Below are 1683 nucleotides of genomic sequence, written 5' to 3'. Positions count from 1 at the left end.
TAATTTAGGCAACAACGCCTAGGAATAATGAACACCCCATTTTGACTTTGCTTCCATAAACCTCTTCTAGTTGACTATTTAGTTAGATATTTGACTGTAATACTCTAGTTTGTATAGGTTATTTTTAATATGAGAACTGTTATTATGAATAAGATTGTTATTGGCTTGGTTATTTTTCTTGCAGGGAATCCTGCTCTGGCCCATAGAGATGGGGCCTACTATCATGACTCTGGTGAGCTTACCCACCGCGCCTCTTGGATGGCCTCGATAAAGGACGAGACCAAAATTACTCGTATTTCGATTCCGGGTACCCACGATACGGCCTCGAGGCACTATGAGGATATCACCAAGAACCAAACCCTGGATATCCGCCAGCAGCTTGATGCCGGTATTCGTTATTTCGACATCCGGCTTAAGAGCGTGCACGACTCTCTTCACCTCTACCATGGCCCTATGTACCTCTGGCAAACCTTCAACGAGGTAATGACGATAACCCGGGACTTCCTCGAAGAGCATCCTAGCGAAACGGTACTGATGCGGGTCAAGAAGGAGCAGCCTGATTTGTCATTGGTGTTTAACTTCGAGGAAAATGTTAATCACCATATCAACCTTTTTAGCGATACTTTCTGGCACACAGGCTCAAGCTCGTATATTCCAAGCCTCAGTGAGGTGCGTGGTAAGGTAGTTATTTTAAAAGATTACTCGGGGAGCCAGGTAACAGGGATCCGGTACTCGCAGTTTGATATCCAGGACAATTTCAGTATGTCTACTAACTGGGATTTATACGATAAGTGGTTGAGTGTAAAAGAGCATTTGAAAAAGGCTAATACCAATCAAAGCGATAAGGGTTACATCAACTACCTGTCTGCATCTGGCGGTAGCTTCCCTTACTTTGTAGCTAGCGGTCATATGTCGAATGGTACGGGGGCATCGCGTCTGTCCACAGGCTTAACGACCCCGGGCTGGAAGAACAGCTACCCTGACTTCCCGCGTACGAGTTGCTTTATTGGTATATGTACTATTTCCTTCGAGGGGACAAATACCTTAACACGCGACTACTTGAAGAACTCTGATATGGTTTATGCTGGCATTGTAGCGGCTGATTTTCCCGGAGAGGATCTAATATCTAAGGTCATTGACCTTAACGAGAGGGCGGGTATCACGAAAGACGAACCGTTTGCGATCAGGAATACTAAGTACCAGGGTTGCTTCGACTTCCGTGGGGGGGTATCGAGTAGCAAGTCTCTGTCGCTGAACTCAAACTGCCATGCGACAGGGGCGCAGGTGTTTAAGTATGACCCCAACACCAAGCAGTTGAAGATAAATGGTACAAACTTTTGCCTCGATGTAGAGAGTGGTCAGAATAATCATCGCCAGCCAGTGATTGGCTATAGTTGTCACAGTGGCAAAAATCAGCAGTGGTTACTGAACTCGGACCGTACCATCAGCAGCAAGATGGACGGTACTCGTCGGTGCCTGGATGTCGACCAGCACCGATTAGACAATCATGGCAATCCGACTCTTACTATGTGGGAGTGTTCGCCTAGTTCTCAGGATCAGCAATTTGATTTCGTTAGGTAGCTCTAGAGGGCTTGCAAGTTTTTAACGTAAAGTGATCTGCACCGCGATTTAGAAACAAAAAAGCCTCCCATACAGGAGGCTTGGTTCTGTCGCAAAGTTTGA

1 protein-coding gene is annotated in these 1683 nt (G+C 46.1%); it reads left to right on the top strand.

Translation table 11 applies throughout. The features are described 5' to 3' along the window. The first annotated feature begins 144 nt into the window (after positions 1-144). Positions 145-1581, top strand: a complete 1437-nt coding sequence (locus AB4161_RS22750) for a phosphatidylinositol-specific phospholipase C domain-containing protein (RefSeq protein ID WP_372084408.1) — start codon at positions 145-147, stop codon at positions 1579-1581. Positions 1582-1683: the final 102 nt, after the last annotated feature.

Origin of the sequence: Vibrio sp. 10N.286.51.E5 (assembly GCF_041469125.1) — a bacterium.
Taxonomy (GTDB): domain Bacteria; phylum Pseudomonadota; class Gammaproteobacteria; order Enterobacterales; family Vibrionaceae; genus Vibrio; species Vibrio crassostreae_C.
The sequence above is the reverse complement of the archived record's forward strand: the minus strand, read 5'-3'. Positions and strand labels throughout refer to the sequence as shown.

Bases quoted from the DNA above. Each gene is read 5' to 3' on its own strand.
- AB4161_RS22750 (WP_372084408.1), top strand. From the start codon at position 145: ATGAATAAGATTGTTATTGGCTTGGTTATTTTTCTTGCAGGGAATCCT.